Source organism: Thiorhodovibrio winogradskyi (assembly GCF_036208045.1).
In the GTDB taxonomy this organism is placed as follows: Bacteria; Pseudomonadota; Gammaproteobacteria; order Chromatiales; family Chromatiaceae; genus Thiorhodovibrio; species Thiorhodovibrio winogradskyi.
This window is the reverse complement of sequence record NZ_CP121472.1, coordinates 2164451-2184169: the sequence shown is the minus strand read 5'-3', so window position 1 is coordinate 2184169 and position 19719 is coordinate 2164451. Positions and strand designations below refer to the sequence as shown.

Genomic DNA, 19719 nt, shown 5'->3' with positions numbered 1-19719 from the left:
GCATATCAGTTACCATTTGAGGTTATTTGCAGATAGCTCGCACATCGCTGCGCCTGCGGTACGCAGGATTCAGCCTTCAGCCATTGTCAGGAGATTGCACAGGTGCTTTGGTACCAACTACCACCAGAAGACGTCCTATCCACCCTAGAGACCAACGACCAGGGCCTGTCATCGGACGAGGCGACCAAACGCCAGGCCATCCATGGCGAAAACGCCATCAGCGTGCGCAAGACGCCCGCCTGGGAGCGGTTCCTGAAACAATTCAAGGACCCCATGTCGCTGATTCTGCTGGCCACGGCCATGGTCACCGGCCTGCTGACGCTCTTTGGCGCCCATTTGCTGCCGGACACCATGGTGATTCTCTCGGTGGTGGTGCTCAATGCCTGTGTCGGCTTTTATCTGGAGGGTAAGGCCGAGAACGCCATTGAGGCACTTAAGTCGATGATGGTGCCCGAGTGCATGGTGCTGCGCGATCAGGGCCTGGTGCGCATCCCGTCAAAACAGCTAGTGCCCGGCGACATTATCGAACTGGAAGGCGGCGACAAAATTCCTGCCGATGTGCGCTTTATCCGTTTGCACAATGCGCAGGTCGATGAATCCTCCCTGACCGGCGAATCCGTGCCCGTGACCAAAACCACCACGCCCATCGAAGGCGATCAGGTGGTCCCCGGGGACCAGAAAAACATGGGCTTTTCCGGCACCTACCTGACCCAGGGCACCGCCAAGGCGGTAGTGGTGGAGATCGGCGACAAAACGATCTTTGGCGAGATCGCCGGCATGGTCAAGGCCGCGGCAGCCCATTCCACCCCCTTGCAACGCAAGCTCGCGCGCTTCATCAAAACGCTGATCATCGCCATCATGAGCATTGGCGCGGTCAACTTTGTCGTTGGCATCTACCTCGGCTACGAGATTTCCTACAGCCTGCTTGGCGCCATTTCCCTGGTGGTGGCCGCCATTCCGGAGATGCTCCCGGCGCTGGTCACCGCGGTGCTGGCCAAGTCCGGCAACGCCATGGCAGCCAAGAACGCCATTGTCGCCAATTTGCCAGCCGCCGAAACCCTTGGGGCGACCTCGGTGATCTGCTCGGACAAAACCGGCACCCTGACCGAAAACCGCATGACTGTGACCGATGTCTTCGCCGCCGGGCAGGCCTTTGGGGTCTCGGGTGTTGGCTACGACCTGCACGGCCAGTTCTCCCAGGACGGCGCGCCCATTGACGCGGCCGCCCATCCGGCACTGCGCCGACTGCTGGAGATCGGCTTTTTCTGCAACAACGCCCATCTCAACGACGAAGGCCACAGCATCGGCGACCCGACCGAGATCGCCCTGCTGATCTCCGGGGCCAAGGCGGGTCTCAACAAGGACCGCCAGCAGCGCGTCGAGGAGATCCCCTTCGATTCGACCACCAAATACATGGCGGTGCTGGCCGACTATCAGGGCGAGCGCTATCTCTTTGTTAAAGGCGCGCCGGAGATTCTGTTGGAGATGTGCGCCAGCGCCACGGACGCCGATGGGAGCGAGACCCATCTCAACCGCGAGGCCTATCTTGAGGCGGCCAGAACCTTCGCCCGCCAGGCGCTGCGCACCCTGGGCTTCGCCTTCAAGCGAGTGCCGAACGATCATGCCGATCTGCTACACGAGGATCTGCACGACCTCTGCTTCGCCGGCCTACAGGGCATGATCGACCCGCCCAAGGAAAGCGCGAAACAGGCGGTGGCCAACTGCAAGTCAGCGGGCATTCGCACCGTCATGGTCACCGGCGACCACCCCCTGACCGCCCAGGCGGTGGCCGCTCAGCTTGGCATTCCAGCGGACCGAGTCCTGGCTGGGACCGACCTCAATGACATGGACCCGGAGCAACTGCGCCGGGAGGTCGAAGCCGTCTCGGTCTTCGCCCGGGTCGCGCCCGAGCACAAGCAGCAAATCGCCGCCGCCTTCCAGGCCAATGGCCATGTGGTGGCCATGACCGGCGATGGTGTCAATGACGCGCCGGCACTCAAGCAGGCCGACATCGGCGTGGCCATGGGCAAGGAAGGCACCGAGGTGGCGCGTCAGGCCGCCGACATGGTGCTGGCCGATGATAATTTCGCCACCATCGTCACCGCCGTCGAGGAAGGCCGCCATGCCTGGAAGAACCTGCAAAAGGCCATTCTCTATACCCTGCCGACCAATGCCGCCCAGGCACTGCTGATCATGGGCGCGATCATTTTGGCCGCTTATGTGCCTCTGTTTGGCGAGCGCTTTGTACTTGAGCCCATTCAGATTTTGTGGATCAACCTGCTCGATTCCCTGCTGCTGACCCTGCCGCTGATGATGGAACCCAAGGAACGCGGTCTGCTGTCGCATCCGCCGCGCGACGCCAAGGCCAACATCATCGATGGACTCTTTATTCAGCGCGTCATCCTGCTCGGCATCGCCATCTCCCTGCCCGGCTTCGGCATCTATTACTTTTTTGGCTCTCCCGCCCTGGTCAACGGCGAACTGGTCGATCCGCTGCTACTGACCCAGGCGCAAACGGCCGCCTTCTGGGCCATTTTGTTCGCGCATTTTGGCTATGTCTTCTCGGCGCGTTCCATCGACCAATCGGTGTTCAGCTTCAGCCCTTACAGCAACAAGTGGCTGCTCGCCGGCGTGGGCCTTAGCATCGCCATCCGGCTGATTCCAACCTTCGCACCAGCGACCTCAAGCTGGTTCAAGACGGCCGATTTTCCCATCCTGTGGTGGCCGCTGATCCTACTGTGCTTCCTGCCCAGCCTGCTGGCAATCGAGGCCGACAAGTATCTGCGCCAGGCATGGAAACGCCTGCGTTCGCGGTTTTAGCCGAATTTTTAACATATCCCCCACGACAGCCGGAGAAGTCTCAATGTCACAACAATCCTTTCGTCTCGTCACCCGCAGCGATTTCGATGGTCTGGTCTGCGCGGTCCTGCTCAAGCATCTGGATTTGATTGACGACATCAAGTTCGTCCATCCCAAGGATATGCAAGACGGCAAAATCGAGATCACCAATCAAGACATCACCACCAACCTGCCCTATGTCGAGGGCGTGCATCTGGCCTTCGACCATCACCTGTCCGAAACACTGCGCAACGAAAAGCGCGACAACCACATCATCGACCCGGACGCGCCTTCGGCAGCGCGCGTGGTCTGGCGCCATTATGGCGGCCACGACGCCTTTCCCGTTGCCTGGGACGAGATGATGGCGGCGGTCGACAAAGGCGACGCAGCCCAGTTCGAGCGCGATGAAGTGCTACATCCTCAAGGCTGGGTGCTACTGAATTTCCTGATGGACGCGCGCACCGGTCTGGGACGCTTCAGGGAGTTCCGCATCTCCAATTACGCGCTCATGATGGATCTGATCGACTACTGCAAAAATCACGGCATTGATGAAATCCTCGCCCTGCCCGACGTACGCGAGCGAGTCGATTTGTATTTTGAGCAGGAGCCCAGGTTCAAAGAACAAATTCAGCGCTGCGCGACCGTGCACGGCAACCTGGTGGTGCTCGACCTGCGCGGCGAAGAGACTATCTGGGCCGGCAATCGCTTCATGATTTATGCACTTTTCCCCCAGTGCAACATCTCAATTCACGTGATGTGGGGGCTAAAGCAGCAGAATACGGTGCTGGCCACGGGCAAATCCATCTTTGATCGGAGTTCCAATACCAATGTCGGCGAGCTGATGCTTGCCTATGGCGGCGGCGGGCATCAGGCGGCCGGAACCTGTCAGATCGACACTGAACGCGCTGAGATTGTTCTGCAGGAATTGATCGCGCGCATTAATGCGGACGGTTGATACCTTGGGTGAGTCTCATGCGCGCGGAACGGGGGGGAAACGCCAGAACGCCGATGGCCTTGCTGGTGATCGGCGACTGGACGGACGCAGAATTGGTGCCGCGTCGAGCGAGATCAGAAGCGCAGCCCGACGCTCATTTCGAGTTCCCACTGGCTCATGGCGATATTGATTGAGTCGGCACCGCCGGAGAACGGCAGCGAACAGCCACAATCAACGTCGTTTTTGGGTGCGTACATGCCGGCAAAGTTAAGTTCCATGTTCTTGCCGATCTGCTTGGTCAAGCCCAGCGTGAAATGCTGTTCGATCACCGCCGGAGCCAGCACATTGAATAACACACTTTCCGAGGGGACGGGTTGCTCGCCGTAGCTATAGCCAGCACGGAAGGTGAGATCGGGCTTGTAGTCCCACTGGACTCCGAACTTATAGACCGTCATGTCTTCCCAGCCGAACCCAGGGCCATCGTTGGCGCCAAGGCAGTGCTGCGTCTGCCCCGCCAGGCAAAGACTGAGATTCGAGGTGGTATTGTTGCCAAGGGCGTCGACATCGCTGTACCAGATATGCTGAATATCGAAGGCAAGGGTGATGTCCTGCCGCGGCTTGAAGGCTAGGCCAACATTGACAAAGGCTGGAGCGTCCAGATCGCCCTTGCCGGCAAATAGATCGGAGTAATCGTCGAAGGGCTCGAAATCAATCTTGGTCTGGTAGGCGGCGCCAATTGAAAACTGTTCATTGACTTTCCACAACGCGCCTATTTGAGCGCCCCAACCAAAGACACCCTCATAGCCTTTGTTGCTGAGGTTATCCGGGTTGCCATCGCTCACCAGCATGCCAAAGGGGGTTAGTCCCCGAGCTTTGAAACGCTGATAGGACAGGATCAGTCCGCCACCAAGGGAGAAATCATCGGTCAGTTTGCGCGAGTAATTTAGATTGAGCGCAAGCTGTGAGAGGTCGACACCCGTCGAGGCCGCCGCGGGGGTTGCCATGGCGCCGCCATAGGTCCCAAGACCTGTCGCACCCGGTGTGCCGGGCAATGCGGTGGTATCTTTGCGATCATAGCTGGTGTTCATGCCCCCGTTGCCGTAGAGAGAGACCCCCAGAGCACTGCTATCATCAAGCGGGTGTGCATAGGCAAAATGTGGAATCAGGAAGAAATTTTCTTCGCTGTCGACTGTCCCGGTAAAGTCCGGGTTGCTGCCCACGGGAACTGGCCAAGGCGGTGCCATGCCACCAGCGATAGCCGCGGGCGGGAAGTTGTTAGTCGAGGATCTCTGGGTATATTCCCGGTGCGGGCTGAAGAGCGTCAGACCCACATCCATGCGTCGATCAACCCAGACGACGCCCGCGACATTGACAGCGGAGATCATCGCATCTTGGGGCAGCGCGGTACCCGCGCCGGCCATGCCCTTGTTCTTGGTGCCGTAGCCGTGTGAAAAATAGCCATTGGTGGCCTGAGCGATTGACGGTACGAGCACCGAACAGGCAACAGTGATGGCGGCAGCAAGTGTTTTAGACTTCATGCTCTTGTATTGCTCCTCTTAAGGCAGTGAAACTTCTGCAGTGACCTTCCGTTTTCTTTAATACTCAGGTACATGCCTACGTTGGAAGCGAGTGGTGCTCCAAGAGCAGGCCGTAACCCGGCCGTCATCATAGGCTGTATTCGGGCTTGCGTCGAGAATTGTCAATGAAAAAACTCAAGTATTCGATTATCGCCATGGTGACCCGAGTGAGTCGCAATCTCGCGCTCAACACGGAAATATTCATCATGGCGCGCCTGTGTCTGGTCGCCGAAGAGCATCTCGCAGGCAAGCAACCGCCCCTCCGCCTGCTGGATATGCTCGCGCGGCACCACCAAGTACACTTCATGCTTCATCCTTCGCCCAACCTTTGGCCAGCTCCACCGCGCGATGCCAGCGCTTGAACAACTTCTCGCGCTTGGCCTCGTCGATGCGCGGGTGATAGCGCACGTCCAGGTCCCATTGGTTCGCGATCTCATCACGGCTCTCCCAGAAACCGACCGCGAGACCGGCCAGATAGGCGGCGCCAAGCGCGGTGGTCTCGATGATGCTCGGCACCTCCACCTTCACGCCGAGGATGTCGGACTGGAACTGCATCAGCACGGAATTCACCGAGGCGCCGCCGTCGCAGCGCAGTTCCTTGAGGGTGATGCCGGAGTCACGCTCCATGGCCTCGATTACATCGCGCGTCTGATAGGCCATGCTCTCCAGCACCGCGCGCGCGACATGGCCGCGGCTGGTGCCACGGGTGAGGCCAATCAGCAGTCCGCGTGCATAGGGGTCCCAGTGCGGGGCGCCCAGCCCAGCCAGGGCTGGCACGAAGTAGACATCCTCGTTCTCGGGCACTGAGCGCGCCAGCTCGCGTGTCTCGCTGGCGTGCTCGATCATGCCTAAGCCATCGCGTAGCCATTGCACCGCCGCGCCGGTGACGAAAATGGCGCCTTCCAGTGCGTATTCGACCGGCTGGTCACCCAGGCCCCAAGCGATGGTGGTCAGCAGTTGCTCCTGGCTGACCACCGCATCGGTGCCAGTGTTCATCAGCACGAAAGAGCCAGTGCCATAGGTGTTCTTGGCCATGCCGCGCTGGTAGCAGGCCTGCCCGAAGAGCGCCGCCTGCTGATCGCCGGCGATGCCGGCAAGGGGAATACCCCGGGTGCCAAAGAACATCTGCGGATCGGTCTCGCCATGGACCTCCGAGGACGGCCGAACCTCGGGCAGCATCTTGGCGGGGATCTCCAAGAGCGCGAGCAGCTCTTGGTCCCAACACAGCTCGCGGATGTTGTAGAGCAGGGTACGCGAGGCGTTGGAATAATCGGTGAGATGGCGCTTGCCGCCGGTGAGGCGAAACACCAGCCAGGAATCGATGGTGCCGAAGCAGATCTCCCCGCGCTCGGCGCGTTTACGAAGGCCGGGCGTGTTGTCAAGCATCCATTTGACCTTGGTAGCGGAAAAATAGGGGTCGATCACCAGGCCGGTCTTGCGCTGGAACAACTCGGTGTGGCCCTCGGCCTTGAGCTCGGCACAGGTATCCGCCGTGCGTCTATCCTGCCAGACAATGGCGCGACCAATGGGTTTGCCGCTGGCGCGCTCCCACAGCACCACCGTCTCACGCTGATTGGTGATACCAATGGCCTGGATGTCGTTGGCCAGGATGCCGCCGGTACGCAAGGCCTCGGCGATCACCTTCATGGTGACCAGAATAATCTCCTCGGCATCGTGCTCCACCCAGCCCGGCTTGGGGTAATGCTGGCTGAATTCCGAGTAGGCGCGCGCGCGGATCTGCCCGGCATGGTCGAACAGCAGCGCCGTAGAGCCGGTGGTGCCCTGATCGATCGAGAGGATAACCCCGTCTTTCATGCTGTCTCTCCATTGGTGGTTCCACTCTAAACACTGAAGGCTAAACCCCTTCCCTGTGCTCCACCCCGGGCGATTGCTCAGTCCTCATGGCAAGAAAATCCTGGCGTCAGCAAGCCGAAGTGCCGGATAACCAAGCGTCATGCGCTGTTCGGGATTTCGCCAAGAAGTTGTCCAATCACTCCCAAGGTCTCATCCTTCAGAATAAAAAAATCAAATTATTCAATTGGATTCAAAGCTTTTATCGCTGTAGTATGAAGGCTCAACATGTATCGCGATTGAGCCTGATCATGCGCCTTATCGATTACCTGCGGCTAAAACCCTATGGAGACTCGCTGCTAACGCCCGCGGCAGCGGCCTGGATAGGTTCAGCGCGCGTGCTGATTTTTTTAATGGCCAGTATCGAGGGCTTTGTCTGGGGTGCCGTGGGTTTCTCGATGGTACCAGCGGCCAGCGCCTGGCTGGGGCCGCCCGTCGGCCTCTTTCTGTTTGCTCTGCTATTCGCGGTGATCTGGATCCTCGACAGCTCGCTCATTATGTCCGAGAAGCCCAGCCTGAATGCCCATCCCGGCAAGGCAAGGTTGAGAGCGGCAGGCCCCATGCTACGCTGGCTCATCGGTCTACTGGCGCGTGTCGCAATTGTGGCCATCTCACTCTATGTCACCGCGCCTTTTATCGAGAAGCTCATCCGCGCCGATGATATCGCCGCCTGGCATCAGGCGCGGGTTGAGCAGTATTTTGACCAGCGTGCTGGTGAACTCAGGGAGCAAGTCGAGGCCCGCGCCGCCCAGGAGGGCGCTGGCTACCCCGCCCGCATTCAGGATTTGGAGCAACAAATCAGCGCAACCCGTCAGACGCTTGAGGACGAGCGCGCACGTCGGGAACGGCTGAGCGCCGAGTATCAGCCGGAAGTGCAAGTGCTGACGCAAGACCTGGCCGAGGCGCGCAGGCGCGTGGGGGACGAAGTGCTTGGGCGCGATGGTCGACGGGAAGGATATGGCCCTGAGGCGCGCAAGTGGACGGAGCGCGCGGATCAACTGGCGGATACCCTGGCTAGCAAGCGCGCTGAACTGAGCGAACGCATGGCGCCCATCGACGCTAGTATCGACGCGCTGCAACAGCGGCTTGATACCCTCAATGACGCCCTAACCGAATTAAGAACGCAACAACAAGCCCTGCTGGGGCGCATCACCACCGAGGTCGAAGCCGAGCAACCGCCGGCCGCACCGCCAGCACTCACCTTCGCGGCGCGATCCAAGGGGCTGAATGCGCTGCGCGAGAGTCCCGCCGAAAAAGGCGTCCCGCATTTCGAGACCGTCGATGGCTTTGCCCAGGCCGCGCTCGGCATTCTGTTTTTCTCCCTCATCGCGCTTAAGTTGTTCGAGCCACGGGCGGTGCAAACCTATTACAGCGAAAGCATCCAGACCCAATATCCCCAGTATCTCAAAGGCGGACTCGCGGATATCCCTGGTTTCGAACAGCATGACGACCCGGCGCGGCGCCTGACCCCCAGCGACTTCGCACGCCTTTGGCGGCAGTGGCAGCGCGACCCCGAGGCCTTTGTCGCGACTCACCGCGCCAAGATCGAAGCCCAGAGGCGCCTGGCGCGCATGCATGCCGACCAGGCGCATGAGCGCGAGTTACTCAGCCGCCGCCGCGAGGGAATCGATGGCCAGCTGGCGCTCGAACAACGCCAGCGCGAATCGGAGTTCGCGGCGCGTGAGCGTGAGCTGGAGATGCGTCTGGAGCAGATGCGCGCGCGCCTTGGCGATGAAACCGAGCAACTGCGTGAGCGCGACAAGCTCCAACTCGCCCGCGAGACCGAGCAGCAGGCCGCCGCCAGAATCCAGGCCGAGCGGGAGCAACGCGAAGAACAGATCCAGACGCTGCACAGTGAGCTTGAACATCTGCGCGCTGAGCTTGAGGCGCAGCATGAGCATCAGCTGGGACTCGCGCGCGAACTTGCCGAGACCGAGCGCGCGATCAGCGCAAGCAAGCAGTCGATTGCAACCCTGGAGGCCGAGGTCAGCGCCAAGCAGCCAAGGTTGCACAGATTGCGCGACGATCTCGCGACCCTGGAGGATCAGCGCGCCGCGACCGGCGCGCTCGGCCGCTTTGGACGCCTGGGTCGGCGCGCGGCGCGGCTGCAAGCAGCCATCCGGCGTGCCGAGCGGTCACTGGCACCCGATCAAAAAGCACTGACGGAACAACAGGCTCAGCTTGGCGTGTTTGAACTCGGAGCCGAGCAATTGCGCCGCGCACTGAAAGAGAGCCAAGCCACGGAGCTGACACTGCGTCACCGCGCCGACAGCCAGCGCGCCGCGCTAGACACACTGCTGCTCGCGAGCGTCTACCCTTCTCCCTCGAGACAATCCGCTCGGACCCAATCAGTCGCCGACCGGACCTGAGCAACAGCTGAAACACATCACTGCGGTGGATGACCGATCAATGGCTGATATTGGCGCTCAATGATCAGCGGACGCGGCAACCAAACGCTTGAGGGCAGGCAAATCGACCGCTCGACACATGCGCGCGATGGCCTGCCACATCAGCTCGCGCGCGAGATCCCGGCTAGCCATGGCCTCCGCCCATTGCAGCAGGGCAACTACCTGCCCCATGGCAACCATGGCTTGCATGCGCCCGCGTTCTTCGTCAGTGAGAAACCGCGCTAGGGTCAAGGGATCGGGTTCTGGCTCTGGCTCTTCTAGCATCGGAGGTTCGGCAGCGTATTCCCATTCCAGCGCAAGGGATTCACCCAAGAGACGCGCCAAGGTCGACTCACCAAGGGGTTTCATGACAAATTGGTCAAAGTCCAAGTCTTCGGGATAGCCGTCGGGCTTTCGTGCTGGCCCAGCCGAGATGAGGATGACCGGGAGATGGCGACCAGGCTCCAATGAACGCAGCGCCCGCAAGCATCCCCAGCCATCGAGATGGGGCATGTATTGATCGACCAAGACCGCATCGACGCAACCCGCGATTGCCCGAAAACCTTTGATCGCGTGAGCGCCATCGACCGCCTCGATGACATCGAAGCCCCAAGCGCGACAACATTCCGCCAAGAATTCGCGACTCGTGGATTGGTCATCGGCGATCAGCAAGGTGCGCCGGCGCCCGGCGTAACCCAGGATATTCGCTTCCTCGTCGGCAGCTTGCTCGACCTCGGTACAAATGGGCAAAGGCAAGAGCAAATGAAAGGTACTCCCCGCATGCCGGGCCGAGCTAACGTGGAGTCCGATGCTGCCGCCCATTGCGGTCGTCAGTTGCCTTGCGATCGCGAGTCCAAGTCCGACGCCCGGCACGCCTCGGTGGCGCTCGAGCCGCCGGTAGGGTTGAAAGATTGCCTGTCGCTCCGAGACCGGAATACCGACGCCGGTATCCCTGACAATGAAGCGGACCAGGGCAGCGGCATCCATTTCCATCCCGCCTGTCTTCATCCAATCAGCCTCCATCCAATCAGCCTCCATACCTTCAAGCGCGAGCGACTCGCCCTGCCTGACGACTGGTTCGATGACCAGTTCGATCAGCCCATCTTGGGTGAACTTGAAGGCATTATCCAAGAGGTTGCGCAGGATCTGGGTCAGTCGCAGCTCATCCGCTATCACCCAGTCCGGACCCTCGGCATCGCGCTCGACGATGAAGCCATTGTTGGTGCGTGTCGCGAGTGGCTGGTAGGCAGCAGCCAGGTTGCGCGCCAAACGGGCGAGCGAGACGGGGCCGGGTTCGAGCACGATAGGTTTTTCCTCGCCACGGCTATACTCCAGAATATCGTTGATCAGCCGCAGCAGCTGATTACCGCTGTCATGGATGATGTTTAACTGATCGCGCGCCTGGGGCGGTATCCGGTGCGCGAGCAGGCGCGCGTAGCCAAGAATGTCGTGCAAAGGCGAACGCAGTTCGTGGCTCACCGCCGAGAGAAAGGCCGACTTGGATTGGCTGCTCTCCTGAGCGCGCGCCGTTGCTTCGCTGAGGACACGGGTGCGATCCTGCACGGCGGCCTGCAACCGCCGCTCCAGGGTGGCATTCAGCTCCTGCAAGGCCGCTTTCTTTTGCTTCAACTCGGACTCGACTCGCCGTCTGAACGCGATTTCTCGTGCCAATCGCCGATTCCAGAAAAAGAAGGCGATGACGGCAAGCGCAGCCGCCGCCAGGATGCTGTAAGCCAGCCGATAGTCCTTTTGTGGCCGCATCTCGATACGAATCCACTTTCCAAGAATGATGTTGCGATCATCGGCCGTCATCGCGGCAATGCCTTTGTTGATCAGGCTCGCCAGTTCCGGCCAGTCTCGTCGCACCGCCATCGCCTGGGTATTGATGCCAAAATGCGTCGGTGCGGCTACCATTAGGTTCCTGAGCCGATGCTCCTTAACGAGGAAAGCTCCGACAGCCAGATTGCCGACATAGGCATCGGCTTGTCCCGTGGCCACGGCCGTTAGCGCATCCAGAGCCAAGGGCACTTCAAGGATGCTGATCCGGGGAATATCCCGCTTCATCTCCGCGACGATCCAGAAACCTTGTTCCGCCGCGATCGTTTTTCCCGCCAGACTTTCCAAGCCAATCAGATAGGGGCTGTCCTGGCGCGTGAAAATTACCCAAGGGGCGTTCAGGTAATCATCGGTGATGGCGAAGTGTTTCTCCCGCTCAGGCGTCCGCGTAAAGGTGGGTAGCACATCATAATGGCGTCGCGGACCTTCAACATCGGTCACGGCCGCGCCAAAGGTCATGGTGGCGGGGACGTATTGGATATCCAAGCCGAATTGTTGCGCGATATGGTCGAGATAATCGACCGCCAGGCCCGCCGGTTGGGGCTCCCGCATCATATAGGGCGGATAGTCGCTGATGCGCACGCGAACTCGATGACCAGCGGCCAGCCAGGCGCGTTCCTGATCCGTCAGTCGTGACGGGCTTGAGACCGACATTTGCAGGCTTGCCGCGCCGGGGTTGGCGAGCCCCAAGCTCATGGCGATCAGCAACAGGCGCTTGATGCACGGCATCATCCAGACTCATTCTTGATCCAGAAGCGGCAGTGGGTCTTGGTCAAACGGATATCATCAGCCTGCAAGCTCAGTGTTTCTTTCCCGCCGCGCGCGATTGCTCCTGGCTTGCCCCTTTGGGCGTATCCGACTCTGGTATAGTTTAGCCCCGATATCCCCGGCATGCGCTGGCATTCCTCCGCATCCAAGTGTTAGAACCGACTTTCCGCTGCCTTGACCATTTTGGATCGACGCTGGTGACCCGCCTGATGACGCGCCAAGTGAAGCGAAAAACGCGCCGCATCGTCATACTTCTCGGACTCTTGGCCGCAATACTGCTGGGCTTGGTTGCTTATCTTTACTTTGTTGGCACCCGCACCCTGCTCGAGCATGCCGAGGGGTTGAAATTCAGCCGGATGCAGGCGGCGCGCTTACCGGAGTCGGACAGCCTACGACTGTTCTATGCCTCCAATCGGGCGCCCAGTCCCGATACCAAGACCGGGATACCCGATCAGCGCTTCTTGTCGCGCCGGCGCGCCGAGCTGGAGCTCGGCAGTTTCGACATCGCGCTGGAGCCAACCCTGGGGCTCGGTATCCTGGTCAATCCAAGCGACTGGCTGATCAACGAGGAGATTCAGCTGCGCGCGGTTCGTTCGCTGCCGCGACCGGCCTTCAGCGGTGAGCTGCGCGAGCAAGTCCTGGCCTCGGCCTATCAATCCTTGCTGGTGGTGGTGCATGGCTACCGCGAGACCTTCCCCTCGGCGCTGCGCAAGACCGCCTTTCTGAGCCATGTGTTAGATCTTGACACGCCCGTGCTGCTGTTCGACTGGCCGGGCGATCAAGGCGCGTCCCTGTCCGGTTACCGTCGGGCGCGTCAGGTCGCCACGGCATCGGGCGCTGAGTTGGCCACGGTCCTTTCACTAGTGGTGGAACAGGTCCAGCCCCAGCGCATCTGGATGATCGCCAACAGTCTCGGTGGCCAGGTGGTGGTGGACGCCTTGCATCAGCTTGCCGCGCAAGCGGACTTTGGCGATGGTCAGCCGGCATTCGAGAACATCATCCTCACCGCGCCCGATGTTGATCGCGGCGAGTTCGATGCGCGCTTGCGCGCCGAGATCGAGGCGCTGGCGGACAATCTGACGGTCTATCTATCATCCAACGACCGCGCCTTGCTGGTGAGTCGGCTGCTCAACCGCGGCCGGCGTCTCGGCGAGAGTAGCCTGGATCCGCGCGATCCCGATCAAGCACAGGTGGCGGCCAGCTTCGCGGGGATCATGGAGCCCGCCGACCGGCGCCTGACCTTGGTGGACGTGACCCCTGTCAATCGCACCCGGAATTTCCACAATTTTGGCCTGGAAACACCGGAGTTCTTCGACGACCTATTCCAGCGCCTGGTGGATACGGATCTTCCGCGGGGGCGCCGCTTGTACTTTGTGGAGACCCCGGACCGACGTCGCTACTTTGTCCTTACGCGCGGGCGATAATCGCCCGCGCCAAGATTCTGATGCCATTGATGACTCATCCAGGGGCACCCGGCACCACGCAAAGCGGTCAGCACGAGCCGGCGCGCGTGTCCTCCGCAGTCTCGGCGTCAGCATCCGCATCGGTTCCGGCTTTCAACTCGGGGCCAAGCATGATGGCCAGCGGACGCGTGTGCGGGCTGGCATCGAGCGCGGCGATCAGCGCAGCCGTCAGGGGCACGGCCAGGAACATGCCGACCAGACCGAACAACCAGCCCCAAAATAGCAGCGATACAAAAACAGCCAGGGTCGAAATCCCGAGTCCACGGCCCATCACGCGCGGTTCGACGAAGTTGCCGATACCCACGTTCACGACCATGAAACCCAGCGTGGCCAAGAGCGCTCCCTGCGGACCGAGTTGAACCAAGGCTAGGAGCACCGGAGGGATACCGGCAATGATGGAACCAACGGTGGGAACGAAGTTCAGCAGGAAGGCAAGTATGCCCCACAAAGGCGCGAAGTCGACGCCCACAAAGGCAAGCCAGATCCAAATCAGTGCACCCGTCGCCAGGCTGGTGAGCGACTTGATGGACATGTAGCCATTCAGGCGCGAAAACAGTTGGCCAATGCGTGCCTCGGCCTCTGGCGACGGCTTGAAGGCGGCGCGCAACTTGGCCTGCAAGCTGGGTGCCTCGAGCAGGATGAACATCACCGCGAGCAGCACCAGGAGACCGGTGGCCAGCACGCCGCTCGCATTCGAGAGCATGAGTCGTACCACGCCCATCACCTTCTTGGGGTCTAACAGATCCGGGATGGCTTCCTGGGAATGCTCCATGCCGAAGCGCTCGAGCCAGCCACCCGCTTGCTCGCTCAGCATCAGAAAGCGCTCCTGGTAACTCGGGAAGCTGTCGCGGAAGCCTTCAAGCGCTCCGGTGGTCAGCAGGGCCAGGAGGCTGCCGATGTCCAGCAAGACAAAGATGATCAGTCCAAGCGCCGCCCATTTCGGCACCCCCTTGCGTCTCAGCCAGCGCAGCGGCGGGGTCGCGATGACAGCGATGAAAACGGCAAGCAGCAGCGGTGCCAGGATAGGCGCCGCCAAATGCATGAGGCTGATGACAAGTGCGATCGCGCCGGCGATGATCAGCCCACGAGCGGGCGCGGAAAATTGACCCGTGATCGACATGGTTTGGTCCTCTTGCGAATGGATCGGGGTGCGTGGGGCTAAGGGACTTTAGCTGACTCTAGGTGACTTTAGGTGACTTTTGACGCTTATCGAATCCTTGAATTCTCCAATTGTGCCGCCAGGGCGCGGGCATGGGTGTCTGCGCCATTCCTGGTTTGTCCTTGTGCGACATCCATCAGAATGATGCGCTTGATTTCGTCCACCGCCGCCGGATGACCGAAGCCACCGTGGCCGGTCGGGACCACCAGCTCGGAGCTGGCACTCGGCAGTCGCGCGCTGCGCACGGGCACCACGCCATCGGATCCACGACTGCCGTCACCACGGCCGCGATTGCCGATAATGGAGTGCGTCGGCACGCTCGGGGTCGTGGTGTTCAGCGCACGCATGAAGGCGGAACGCGGTGACAGTCCATGGATGCTCGTCGGCAGGCGCTGGCTTTGGTGTCCAGCGAGCTGTCCGAAGGCATACTCCGTCTCCTTGAGAAGGGTATCTGGGAGCCGAATCAGACGGATGGCCAAGGCGCCAAGACCATTGGAAGCAAGCGCGCTGCCGCGGTGGGGCACGAAGAGAAAGACCACCCGCGAGACATCGGCGCGAGGCACGAAGATCAAGGCCTGGCGCACGCGGTTGTCTGCGGACAGCTCGGAAACACCTGGAAAGACCTGCTCGGCGCGAGCGGGCTCAAGGCGCGAGACCTGTACGCGTGACAGAATGCCGCCCATGCTGTGGCCGATGAGAATCATCTTGCGGTTCAATTGCGTGCGTGCGACCGCATCGTCGAGCGCTTGACGCAATTGCAGCGCGGACAGCGGAACGGGCTGACCGGTTGGATAGTAGAAGAACCAGAACTGGCAGCAATCACGGATGCGCGGATCGCCCAGCAGTTCGGTGACCAAGGGCTTCCAAACCCAAGGCGTTGACAGCAGACCATGAACCAGCACGACTGGGGTTTTGTTCGCGTCGAACGGCTGCAGGAAGATGATGCGCGGCTCGTCGGTGAAGCGACCCGGACGTAAGAGATTGCCCACGGCGGCCATGGGTGCGACATTCGTGGCTCTTGTGGCCTGGATGGGCGCATAGAGATCCATGGCCACCGGCAGTGTGCCCGTTGTGGTTGGCACTCGCGCCACCCGCCGTGGGTCCACAAGGTCAACCTGGCAGCAGCCAGCGGCCTCACCCGTTGTTTCCCCAGATATTTCCTCAGGCACCTTCGCCGTTGCGCCCCCGACGGGCCAAGTCTGTCCGACGACCTGCCTCTGGTGATCCGGCTTCTCGTCCGGCTGGGCGACAAGGGTGGCCGCCAGGTGATAACCGAATCGCGGCGCGTTCGGATCATCGCGTGCCGCTCGCCTAACCACCAAGGGCACACCGATACCGGCGCGTTTGAGTCCATCGGGCGATCCTCCGGAATCAACGACGGACGCGATCTGATCGAGCTCGTTTGAATCGGGTGACGGATCCGCCTTGTCGCTGCCTTCCGCCTTCGCCTCCGCAAGCAGTCTCGGCAAATGCCGCGCCAGAAGATGTCGATGTCGGACCTGGGCGCGCGTCAGTGCATCCGAACGATGGCCGCTGTGCGCGATCACGTCAATGGATTCCGCCAGCGCCGGGCCAAGCTGGCTGTCGTTCATGCTCCGGTTGCCATGCGGCGACGGTAGCGATTGACACCCAGCCGCGATCAACGTCAGGAAAGGGAACGCCAGGGTCAGACCGAACGAAGGCTCGCGCATGAATGCTTTGCTCGATGGTTGCGGATCCATGATTGCGTTGGCCAGGCAGGGCATCATGCGCTCATCCTAAGCGTCCTCGCCCTGCATGGCGTCCTGGCGGTACTGCCGAGGCGTGACGCCAAAATGGCGGCGGAATGCCCTGGTAAAATCGCCGGCGTTGCGGTAGCCAACCCGGTCAGCGATGAGTTGCACCTGCAAGTCGGTGTCATTCAGCAAGCCGCGACCGCGCTCCAGCCGCAACTGTTGCAGATATTCATAAGGGCTCATGCCGACCTGCTCACGAAACACCCGGGTGAGCCGCTGCTGATTGGTGCCGACCTGATGGGCCAGATCGATACCGCTCGGTGGCTGGGTCAGCTGACGGGTCAGAATGGCGATGGCCTGGTTTAGCATGCGCCGATCCCGTTTGGCGCTGGATGCGAAAGACGCTTCGCCAAGCCCCTGGTCAACCGATTGGCTGGTCAGCGCCCGCAGCCGCTGCTGGTCGCCGAGTTGCACCAAGACCCGCGCGAGCACCTCCTGCTCGAAGAAAGGCTTGGTGATGTAGTCAGCCGCGCCGGCGGCGAAGCCGCGCAGCTTGTCCTCGGTCTCCATCGCCGCCGAGAGAAAAATCACCGGAATCCGCGCGGTCCGCTCCTCGGCCTTGAGCCGCGTGCAAATCGCGAAACCGTCGCCGCCCGGCATCATCACATCGAGCAGGATCAGGTCGGGCATGCCATCGGCGGCGATGCGCAGCGCGTCCTCGCCGTTTTGCGCGACCAGCAGATCGATCTCGCGATCCTTTAAATAGGCGAGCAAGAGATTGATGGACGCGGGCTGATCGTCGACCACCAGAATGCGAGCGATGAAGTGTGGCATCCCCTGTGACTCTCGAGAAGTAACGGCGCGGCCATTGTGCCGTTTTCGCGGGCAATAAAAGGCCGGTATTTCAGCTATTCAGCCTCTCTGCACAGCATTTTGTCGTTCAAGCTGATTCGGCGTACGACGAGCGATCCTAGTCGCATGCTAGCTTCACCCGCGTGCCAAGCCGCCCCTCCCTTGCTCCCGGCCATCAGGTGGCCGTCGGGCCGCGGAGCCTGGTTGCCGCGCTGACGTTGGCCTTGATCAAGCCCGGCGAGCATGACCTCCTTTTTTCTCGGTGATGCGGAGAGAACGCACCGGAACCGGGCCAGATCAAGGGCTTTGAAGTGCACCTTCAGATGACCTGATCTCGACCTGCCGCTTGATTTGACCTGACTGGCGGAAAAATGTGTTGAATCGGCCTATTAGAAAGCCACACCGGGACCGAGCCGGTCGCAAAGTCACAGCGTTGCTGGATTTTGCGAAGATACCCTTGCAGCGCCGCGGAGGAGCACGCGGCGAGTCCGATCCCACTTGCGCCTTGCATCCAAACCGATGCCACAAATGCAGTTGCCGTTATTTCCCCATGGAGTCACGGAGATCACCGACAACTTGGCTTTCAGCGAAGAAGACGGGGCCATTTGGAATTGCCCCAATGTTATTACAGTCTCGATAGCCTCTTGCTGCTGCTTGGCTTCATGGCCTTAGCCCGCCTGCCCTTTATCGAATCGCTTCGCTATCGACAACCGAGTGGGATCAATGGCACCGAGGTGATTTCCGACCCCATCGAGGTGGTGAACCCTGACTACCGCCAACTTGATGGGGAGGTTCGCTCCGTTACCGGAAAACTCACCCGGCGTCTGGCGGGTTTCGGGGAGATGACGCTCGATGACACCATGGAGCCCAAGCATGTCGAGCCCTTTGTGCGCAAAAAAGCGGCGCTGCAGGAGGAGATCGAAAGGCTGCAAGGGTTGTCGGAAGTTAGTGCTGAAATCAGGTTCAGCGTCGATTCTAGGAGATCAGGTTGCCTGAACATCTCGAAGGCGATTCTCTTCATACTGCCCACCAACGTCGCCCAGGCGCTGGTGATCGCGGCGGCCATCTTTGTCGGTTTCACCCTTCCGATCACCGCTCCGCAGGTGCTCCGGGTCAAAATGGTCACCTCGGTGGCGCTGGGGCTGGTCATCGCCTTCGAGCCCCACGAGCGTGATGTCATGCGCCGCTCCCCGCGCGCGGTGGACCGCCCGATCCTCACCGGTTTTGGCATCTGGCGGGTGGTTTTCGTCGGCCTGGTACTGCTCGGCTACACACTCGCCGCTTCTTCTGGATGGTCGGGCAAGGCGCCTCAGATGAGTTGGCGCGCACCGTCGCCGTGAATGCCATCACCATCGGCCAGATTTTCTATCTGCTCAACAGTCGCTACCTGGTGGATTCGTCCTTGTCGCTGCGCGCCCATCTTGGCAATGGCTACCTGCCGCTCGGCATCCTGGCCGTGGTGGCGCTGCAAGCGCTCTTCACCTATGCTCCGCCCTTGCAGCTGTTGTTCAAAACCGAGGCGGTTCCGCTGCACGTCTGGCCCTGGCTGTTCCTCGGTGGTCTGCTTTTCTTCCTGGTGGTCGAGGTGGAGAAGCTGATCATCCGCCTGTTACCCGGCTTGCGGCGCGCGGTGACGGCGGTCGAGACCGGAACGCCGGGCGCCCAGGTCGCTAAGCGGTGAAACCCGAGTTGGCGATCTGCTCGCCACGCTGGGCCTGATCAAAAAGGGCTGGCCTTGAGCCAGACGCTTGTTCGCGTCATTGATTCAGATCAATTGCAACCGCCAGCGCGAGTGGGACACTAGCAGCCCCCGATGCTTTGCAGACCCCGGGGTGGAGGAAACCTTCGCTGGCATTGAGTAACTCAGCGCTCAGGCGCTGCAGTTGCAGAAGTCCTTGGTTTTTTTCACGCTCGGTTAGGTCGGGAAGGTTGACTGATTCAACCGCAGCCCGATTAAGGATTTACCGCGAGGTAAGCCCGCCAGCCGATGACCTTGTTCGCTGAGTCCGCCTGCAGGAAAGAGGTCGGGAAACCAACGCGGCTGACCAGCGGCTCGTGGCCATCTGGCACGGAAATGCAATATCGTATCCAGATCAAGACAGCTCATGGGCAGCCCATGCCGGGCGTAACATCCGCGCAGATGACGAATCACCGCCCAGTGCCTTGGTGTCAACCGCAAGCCTTCGCGCGCCGCCTGGATGCGGGCGAAGGTCTCCGACCAATCAGCCGGGTCGCGCAGGTAACCTTGGGCGTCAGTCTCGGCCTGATCCTCGTGGTTTGAATGATCGATTAGAATCTCCGTGGCGAACTGTTCCGGGAATGCCATGGCCCTGTCCATG

12 protein-coding genes and 1 pseudogene are annotated in these 19719 nt (G+C 60.8%); 5 read left to right on the top strand and 8 right to left on the bottom strand.

The features are described from left to right. Positions 1–102: 102 nt before the first annotated feature. Complete coding sequence (locus Thiowin_RS09685) at positions 103–2820, top strand: cation-translocating P-type ATPase (RefSeq protein WP_328987522.1); 2718 nt, start codon at positions 103–105, stop codon at positions 2818–2820. A 43-nt stretch (positions 2821–2863) separates the two neighbouring features. Further along, positions 2864–3793: an exopolyphosphatase gene (locus Thiowin_RS09680; RefSeq protein WP_328987521.1), complete on the top strand. Its 930-nt coding sequence runs from the start codon at positions 2864–2866 to the stop codon at positions 3791–3793. A gap of 113 nt (positions 3794–3906) precedes the next feature. On the opposite strand, the gene Thiowin_RS09675 is transcribed toward Thiowin_RS09680, so the two are convergent. The 3 genes from Thiowin_RS09675 to glpK all read right to left on the bottom strand — a co-directional run bounded on the left by Thiowin_RS09675 (position 3907) and on the right by glpK (position 7164). Further along, positions 3907–5310, bottom strand: a complete 1404-nt coding sequence (locus Thiowin_RS09675) for an OmpP1/FadL family transporter (protein ID WP_328987520.1) — start codon at positions 5308–5310, stop codon at positions 3907–3909. A 161-nt stretch (positions 5311–5471) separates the two neighbouring features. Further along, positions 5472–5663, bottom strand: coding sequence for a hypothetical protein (locus Thiowin_RS09670; RefSeq protein ID WP_328987519.1), 192 nt, complete (start codon positions 5661–5663; stop codon positions 5472–5474). Continuing rightward, on the bottom strand, positions 5653–7164 hold the full coding sequence (glpK, locus tag Thiowin_RS09665; protein WP_328987518.1) for a glycerol kinase GlpK: 1512 nt from the start codon (positions 7162–7164) through the stop codon (positions 5653–5655). Before glpK ends, Thiowin_RS09670 begins: the two co-directional genes overlap by 11 nt. 287 nt (positions 7165–7451) lie before the next feature. Between glpK and Thiowin_RS09660 the strand changes: the two genes are divergently transcribed. Next, the gene (locus Thiowin_RS09660) at positions 7452–9569 is read left to right on the top strand and encodes a DUF4407 domain-containing protein (protein ID WP_328987517.1); all 2118 of its coding nucleotides are present in this window, start codon (positions 7452–7454) and stop codon (positions 9567–9569) included. 57 nt (positions 9570–9626) lie between these two features. Here Thiowin_RS09660 and Thiowin_RS09655 read toward each other — a convergent pair whose 3' ends face one another. Continuing rightward, complete coding sequence (locus Thiowin_RS09655) at positions 9627–12155, bottom strand: hybrid sensor histidine kinase/response regulator (RefSeq protein WP_328987516.1); 2529 nt, start codon at positions 12153–12155, stop codon at positions 9627–9629. Between the two features lie 245 nt (positions 12156–12400). Between Thiowin_RS09655 and Thiowin_RS09650 the strand changes: the two genes are divergently transcribed. After that, complete coding sequence (locus Thiowin_RS09650; RefSeq protein WP_328987515.1) at positions 12401–13615, top strand: alpha/beta hydrolase; 1215 nt, start codon at positions 12401–12403, stop codon at positions 13613–13615. A gap of 67 nt (positions 13616–13682) precedes the next feature. Here Thiowin_RS09650 and Thiowin_RS09645 read toward each other — a convergent pair whose 3' ends face one another. The 3 genes from Thiowin_RS09645 to Thiowin_RS09635 all read right to left on the bottom strand — a co-directional run bounded on the left by Thiowin_RS09645 (position 13683) and on the right by Thiowin_RS09635 (position 17362). Beyond that, the gene (locus Thiowin_RS09645; protein ID WP_328987514.1) at positions 13683–14774 is read right to left on the bottom strand and encodes an AI-2E family transporter; all 1092 of its coding nucleotides are present in this window, start codon (positions 14772–14774) and stop codon (positions 13683–13685) included. An 86-nt stretch (positions 14775–14860) separates the two neighbouring features. Beyond that, positions 14861–16504, bottom strand: a complete 1644-nt coding sequence (locus Thiowin_RS09640) for an esterase/lipase family protein (protein ID WP_328987513.1) — start codon at positions 16502–16504, stop codon at positions 14861–14863. Positions 16505–16570: 66 nt separating this feature from the next. Next, positions 16571–17362, bottom strand: coding sequence for a response regulator (locus Thiowin_RS09635; RefSeq protein ID WP_328987512.1), 792 nt, complete (start codon positions 17360–17362; stop codon positions 16571–16573). Positions 17363–18042: 680 nt separating this feature from the next. Here Thiowin_RS09635 and Thiowin_RS25265 point away from each other — a divergent pair. Continuing rightward, positions 18043–19061, top strand: a pseudogene (locus Thiowin_RS25265) (cation transporting ATPase C-terminal domain-containing protein). 234 nt (positions 19062–19295) lie between these two features. Here Thiowin_RS25265 and Thiowin_RS09620 read toward each other — a convergent pair. Continuing rightward, the gene (locus Thiowin_RS09620; RefSeq protein ID WP_328987509.1) at positions 19296–19706 is read right to left on the bottom strand and encodes a TusE/DsrC/DsvC family sulfur relay protein; all 411 of its coding nucleotides are present in this window, start codon (positions 19704–19706) and stop codon (positions 19296–19298) included. Positions 19707–19719: the final 13 nt, after the last annotated feature.

Excerpts from the sequence above, each read along its gene's own strand:
- Thiowin_RS09655 (WP_328987516.1), bottom strand. The coding sequence starts at position 12,155 with ATGATGCCGTGCATCAAGCGCCTGTTGCTGATCGCCATGAGCTTGGGG.
- Thiowin_RS09635 (WP_328987512.1), bottom strand. The coding sequence starts at position 17,362 with ATGCCACACTTCATCGCTCGCATTCTGGTGGTCGACGATCAGCCCGCG.
- glpK (WP_328987518.1), bottom strand. The coding sequence starts at position 7,164 with ATGAAAGACGGGGTTATCCTCTCGATCGATCAGGGCACCACCGGCTCT.
- Thiowin_RS09670 (WP_328987519.1), bottom strand. The coding sequence starts at position 5,663 with ATGAAGCATGAAGTGTACTTGGTGGTGCCGCGCGAGCATATCCAGCAG.
- Thiowin_RS09660 (WP_328987517.1), top strand. The coding sequence starts at position 7,452 with ATGCGCCTTATCGATTACCTGCGGCTAAAACCCTATGGAGACTCGCTG.
- Thiowin_RS09650 (WP_328987515.1), top strand. The coding sequence starts at position 12,401 with ATGACGCGCCAAGTGAAGCGAAAAACGCGCCGCATCGTCATACTTCTC.
- Thiowin_RS09675 (WP_328987520.1), bottom strand. The coding sequence starts at position 5,310 with ATGAAGTCTAAAACACTTGCTGCCGCCATCACTGTTGCCTGTTCGGTG.
- Thiowin_RS09680 (WP_328987521.1), top strand. The coding sequence starts at position 2,864 with ATGTCACAACAATCCTTTCGTCTCGTCACCCGCAGCGATTTCGATGGT.
- Thiowin_RS09620 (WP_328987509.1), bottom strand. The coding sequence starts at position 19,706 with ATGGCATTCCCGGAACAGTTCGCCACGGAGATTCTAATCGATCATTCA.
- Thiowin_RS09645 (WP_328987514.1), bottom strand. The coding sequence starts at position 14,774 with ATGTCGATCACGGGTCAATTTTCCGCGCCCGCTCGTGGGCTGATCATC.
- Thiowin_RS09640 (WP_328987513.1), bottom strand. The coding sequence starts at position 16,504 with ATGCGCGAGCCTTCGTTCGGTCTGACCCTGGCGTTCCCTTTCCTGACG.